A 5,236-nucleotide genomic window follows, 5' to 3' on the forward strand; every position below is an offset into this window, starting at 1 on the left:
TGGGCAGCCACGAGTAGCTGCCGACCGGCTTGCGATCCTGCTTCGCACGCACGATGCCCTCGAGCACGCCGTCGACGGTCTCGAGGTGCGACGGGTTGGCCGCGAGGTAGACCGGGAGCTGCTCGCCGTGGTCGGCGACGAACGTGCCCTCGGTGCCGAGGTGGTACTTGACGTCACCGGAGCCGCTCTTGCTGCCCACGGCGACGGAGCCTTCGAACTCGCGGAACACCTGACCGTAGGTCTTGCCCGCGATGTTCGTCAGCACATTGAGACGGCCGCGGTGGGCCATTCCGATCGCGGTGCCGTCGAGGCCGGCTTCGGCCGCCCCCTGGAGGATCTCGTCGAGGAGCGGGATCAGCGACTCGCCGCCTTCGAGGCTGAAGCGCTTCTGGCCGACGTACTTCGTCTGCAGGAACGTCTCGAAGGCCTCGGCCTCGTTGAGCTTGCTCAGGATGCGCAGCTGCTCGTCGTGGCCGGGCTTCTCGTACTTGAGCTCGACGTTCTCCTGGAACCAGCGTCGCTGCTCGGGGTCCTGGATGTGCATGTACTCGATGCCGGTCGTGCGGCAGTACGAGTCGCGGAGCACGCCGAGGATGTCGCGCAGCTTCATCTGGCGCTTGCCGCCGAAGCCGCCGGTGACGAAATACCGGTCGAGGTCCCAGAACGTCAGGCCGTGCTGTTCGATCTCGAGGTCGGGGTGCGTGCGCTGCACGTACTCGAGCGGATCGATGTCGGCCATCAGGTGACCGCGCACGCGGAAGGAGTTGATGAGCTCCTGGACGCGGGCCTGCTTGTCCACGCGCTCGGCGAGATCGACGTTGATGTCGGCCGCCCAGTGGATCGGCGCGTAGGGAATGCGCAGCGCCGCGAAGATGTCCTCGTAGAAGTTGCGCTGCCCGATCAGCAGCTCGTGCACCTTCTTCAGGAATTCACCCGAACCGGCGCCCTGGATGACGCGGTGGTCGTATGTGCTGGTGAGGGTGATCGTCTTGCCGATCGCGAGCTCGTTGAGCGTCTTCTCACTCGCGCCCTGGAACTCGGCGGGATACTCGAGGGCGCCGGCGCCGATGATGCAGCCCTGGCCCTTCATGAGCCGCGGCACCGAGTGCACAGTGCCGATGCCGCCGGGGTTGGTCAGCGACAGCGTCGTGCCCTGGAAGTCCGCGGCGGTGAGCTTGCCGGCGCGCGCGCGGACGACGAGGTCTTCGTACGACACGAGGTACTCGTTGAAGGTCAAGGTGTCTGCGCGCTTGATGCTCGGCACCATCAGCGCGCGCGTGCCGTCGGGACGGGGCAGGTCGATCGCGATGCCCAGGTTGATGTGGGCCGGCGCGACCACCGACGGCTTGCCGTCGATCTCGGCGTAGAAGACGTTCTGGCTCGGGAACTCCTTGAGTGCCCGGATGAGCGCCCACCCGATGAGGTGGGTGAAGCTGATCTTGCCGCCGCGCGTGCGCGACATGTGGTTGTTGATGACGATGCGGTTGTCGATCATCAGCTTCGCGGGGATGGTGCGGACGCTGGTCGCCGTCGGGACGGTCAGCGACTCGTCCATGTTCAACGCGAGGGTCTTGGTCATCCCCTTCAGGACCGTGACCTTGTCGTCCTCGGGATTCTCGGTGCCCGCCGACGGTGCGACGGTCGGCGCCTGCGCCGGGATCGGCGGGGGTGCGGCGGGCCGTGCCGTCGTTCGGGCGACAGGCTGAGCGCCGACGACGGGGATGGGGGCGGTGACCGGGTGCGGCTCAGGCGCTCCGCCGCTCGGCTTCGCAGCTTCCGAAGTGGTCTGAGTCGGTGCGGGGGCGGTGGGCTCGGCGGTGGGCTTCGCCGCCTCCGCCGTTGTTCCGCCGGGTGCGGTTTGCGGCGACGCGCCGGACGCGGCAGGGGCGGTGGTCGCCGCTGCGCCGGTGGCTGCGGCGGCCGTCGTCGGGCCGGTGGATGCCGTCGTATCGACAGGGTGGTACGCCTCGAGGATGGGCCACCACGCCTTGTCGACGGAGTTCTTGTCTACCTTGTACTGCTCGTAGAGCTCGTCGACGAGCCATTCGTTGGCTCCGAACTCCCCTTCGCTCGCCACTCCGACGCCCGTCACCTGGCTCGACACGCTCGATCGCCCGCTTTCGTGAAGACTTTAGGAGCGTCAGGGCAAGATCCAACGGCCCCCACGCACGACTGTTAAGCCTAACCCAGTCTTGCGCGGCGTCGCGGGGATCAAAACCCCGCCGCCGAACACGATCGTGCATCGTTATCCGCACAGCAAGAGTCACTAACCTTTCGGATATGGAGTTCTACGGCGAGGAGCCCGAGGTCGATCTGACCTACTCGGATGTCTTCCTGGTACCCCGGCACTCGGCCGTCACGAGCCGGCTCGACGTGGATCTCTCACCAGGCGATGGCACGAACGCGACGATCCCGCTCGTCTCGGCGAACATGAACTCCGTCACCGGCGCGCGACTGGCGGCGACCCTCGCCCGGCGCGGCGGATTGGGCGTGCTTCCCCAGGACATGCCGCTGCAGGAGCTGGATGCCGCGATCCGCTGGGTCAAGGATCAGCCGGTGCGGTGGGACACCCCCCTCGTACTGCCCCCGCAGGCGACGGTCGCGGATGCGGCGCGCCTGCTGCCTGCGACGGAAGGTCACGGCATCGTGGTGGCCGACGTCTCGGGAGGCCATCTCAACATCGATGCCGTCCTCGGAGTCGTTCCCGCGACGCGTCTGGGCACCGCATTGCCGGACGCGCGCCTGGGCGACCTTGCACGCGGGCGGACGGCATCCATCGACGCGGACGACGTCGAAAGCGCCCGTCACGCGTTCGACCTGATCGTGGGCGCAGGAGCCGAGACGGTGTGCGTGCTGCACCACGGCTTCGTCGTGGGAACGCTGTCGCGCCGCAGCGCTCTGCGCTCAACGCTCTACCGGCCCGCGGTGGACGCATCAGGCCGCCTCAGCGTCGCGGCAGCGGTCGGCATCAACGGCGACGTCGCCTCCAAGGCGCGCGCGCTGGCGGCAGCTGGAGTGGACGTCCTCGTCGTGGATACCGCGCACGGACACCAGGAAGGGATGCTGCGCGCACTGCGCACCGTCGCCGAGCTCGGCCTCGGCATCCCGATCGCCGCAGGCAACATCGTCACCGCCGAGGGCGTGCACGACCTGGTCACCGCGGGCGCCGACATCCTCAAGGTCGGGGTCGGTCCCGGCGCTATGTGCACCACCCGCATGATGACCGCGGTCGGCCGCCCGCAGTTCTCCGCAGTGCTCGAGACGGCCGAGGCTGCGCGCATCATGGGCGCCCACGTCTGGGCCGACGGCGGCGTGCGGTATCCGCGCGATGTCGCACTCGCGCTCGCGGCGGGCGCGGCATCCGTCATGATCGGATCGTGGTTCGCGGGCACGATCGAAGCACCCGGCGAGCTCCAGGTCGACGATGCCGGTCGCTCGTTCAAGGAATCGTGGGGGATGGCCTCGACGAAGGCGGTGCACGACCGGTTCGGACGCCTCGACCCGTACGAGCTGGCGCGCAAGGAGCTGTTCGCGGAGGGCATCTCGTCGTCGCGGATCTACCTGGATCCGCTGCGCCCGGGCCTGGAGGACCTCATCGACATGATCACGTCGGGCGTGCGCTCGTCGTTCAGCTACGCCGGCGCCTCCTCGGTCGCGGAGTTCCGCGAGCACGCGCGCGTGGGGCTGCAGTCGGCGGCGGGGTACGAAGAAGGCAAGGCGCTGCCCGTCAGCTGGTGACGGCCCGGGTTGCAGGCGTCGGCTTTGCGACCCGGTTGCGTCGCTCTCATGCTTGTGCGGCACATATTCGCGTGCGCACAAGCAGGAAACTGTGGCAGTCGCAGGATTGCGTCGCACAGCGGCCGACTGCCGCGATAAGTCGCGGCGTGCAGTCAGGACGCGGGACGCGCGAGCCGCGATCGAAGACCGGTCGAGGTCAGGATGTCGTACAGGAGCGCGGGTTCATCGAGAGCCGGCGACCGCCACCGCGCGAATCCCCGGACGACGCGCCTGAGCTCGTCCTCGCGGTCCTTCTCCTCGAGCAGCGCCTGCCTCGGCGAGCGACCACGCAGCAGCTCGGGATCGACATATTTCCCGATTCCGTCGAATTCGCCGGCGTGCTTCTGGTCCGGCCACCAGAAGTCGCTGTAGACCACGCGGCCGCTCGGCAACGTGAAGCGCTGCTGCAGCTCGGGCTGGGGAAATCCCATTCGCGCGATCAACACCCGGCTCTGCGTCTCGCGAACGCTATCCGCTCCCGAGCGGGCGAAATCCGCCACCCGCCGTGCGCGAGCCGCGCCGCGTCCCGCATAGGATGCGGCGCCCGCCAGCAGCTGTTCGAGAGTCACCAGTGCGCCACCCCGGCGGCGTGCCCACGCCGCCTGGTCTGCCGCGACGACACCCCGCAGGAACGGTTGGGCCGCGGCGAGGTCGAGCGCTGTCTGCAGGGGAGTCGTCACGAAGTGGTGGCCCCACGACACGACATCAACCCATTCGACGGCTCGCGTGTGACGTCGGATACCACCTGTCGAGCGACCGCCCCGCGCCCGCGCAACGCTCACGTCGACGGCATCCGGCCAGTCGCCCAGCGTGTCGATCTCCCACACCGCGGAAGCCGCGAAATGCGAGAACACGGTGCCGGGTTGAAGGCGTGATGCGGCTTCCCACACGCACTGCGCGTGGCGGGCCATCGGCGTCACAGCCCACCAGGCTTCGCGTGGAGCGAATGATCCCGGCGCGATCCTCACGAACTCGCCGGCGTCGACCTTGCGCCTCAGCCTGCGTTCATTGACCGAGTCGCCGAACATCTCGCGCCGGCGGAAAACCGTGTTGATCGGCGGTGCGTAGAGCCACGGCATCCGCTCATCATCATCCGCCATCGAACTTGGGCGCTCGACCTCATCGGGCGCCGGTGGAGCGTTTGCGAATCCGGTTGCTCGGGGAGGACTCGAGTGATGGCTTCGCCCCTCCATGCATGCGGCAGTTCCTGCTGGCGCGCCACATTTTCCTCAGGGCGCAAGCAGGAATGTGTCGCACAAGCCCATCTGCGTCGCAATTGCGAATCAAGAACGCCGGATGCCGGAGACTGCGCGACCACGTCAGTGCGACCCCCGCCGCCTCCCGCCCGCCCGGCTTCGGCGCATCACCCCTGCCGTAGACTTGACGGCACGATGGACGACCCCCCCAGTAGACGCTCGCCCCACTGCCACGCTTCCCATCCGGGGGGTGATGCGTGATG

Annotated in this window: 3 protein-coding genes; 1 reads left to right on the top strand and 2 read right to left on the bottom strand. The window is 68.3% G+C overall.

Going from position 1 to position 5,236, the window contains the following annotated elements:
• A partial coding sequence (locus VFX99_RS06215; RefSeq protein WP_329665447.1) for a multifunctional oxoglutarate decarboxylase/oxoglutarate dehydrogenase thiamine pyrophosphate-binding subunit/dihydrolipoyllysine-residue succinyltransferase subunit occupies window positions 1–2,104 on the bottom strand: 2,104 nt, incomplete at its 3' end.
• Between the two features lie 176 nt (window positions 2,105–2,280).
• Here VFX99_RS06215 and VFX99_RS06220 point away from each other — a divergent pair.
• Entirely contained in the window at window positions 2,281–3,738 is a 1,458-nt protein-coding gene (locus tag VFX99_RS06220; protein WP_329665448.1) for a GuaB1 family IMP dehydrogenase-related protein, read from the top strand.
• 152 nt (window positions 3,739–3,890) lie between these two features.
• Here the strand turns inward: VFX99_RS06220 and VFX99_RS06225 are convergent, their stop codons facing one another.
• Complete coding sequence (locus VFX99_RS06225; protein WP_329665449.1) at window positions 3,891–4,856, bottom strand: hypothetical protein; 966 nt, start codon at window positions 4,854–4,856, stop codon at window positions 3,891–3,893.
• Window positions 4,857–5,236 lie beyond the last annotated feature (380 nt).

It is taken from the genome of Microbacterium sp., from assembly GCF_036277215.1.
In the GTDB taxonomy this organism is placed as follows: domain Bacteria; phylum Actinomycetota; class Actinomycetes; order Actinomycetales; family Microbacteriaceae; genus Microbacterium.

Excerpts from the sequence above, each read along its gene's own strand:
- VFX99_RS06220 (WP_329665448.1), top strand. The coding sequence starts at position 2,281 with ATGGAGTTCTACGGCGAGGAGCCCGAGGTCGATCTGACCTACTCGGAT.
- VFX99_RS06225 (WP_329665449.1), bottom strand. The coding sequence starts at position 4,856 with ATGCCGTGGCTCTACGCACCGCCGATCAACACGGTTTTCCGCCGGCGC.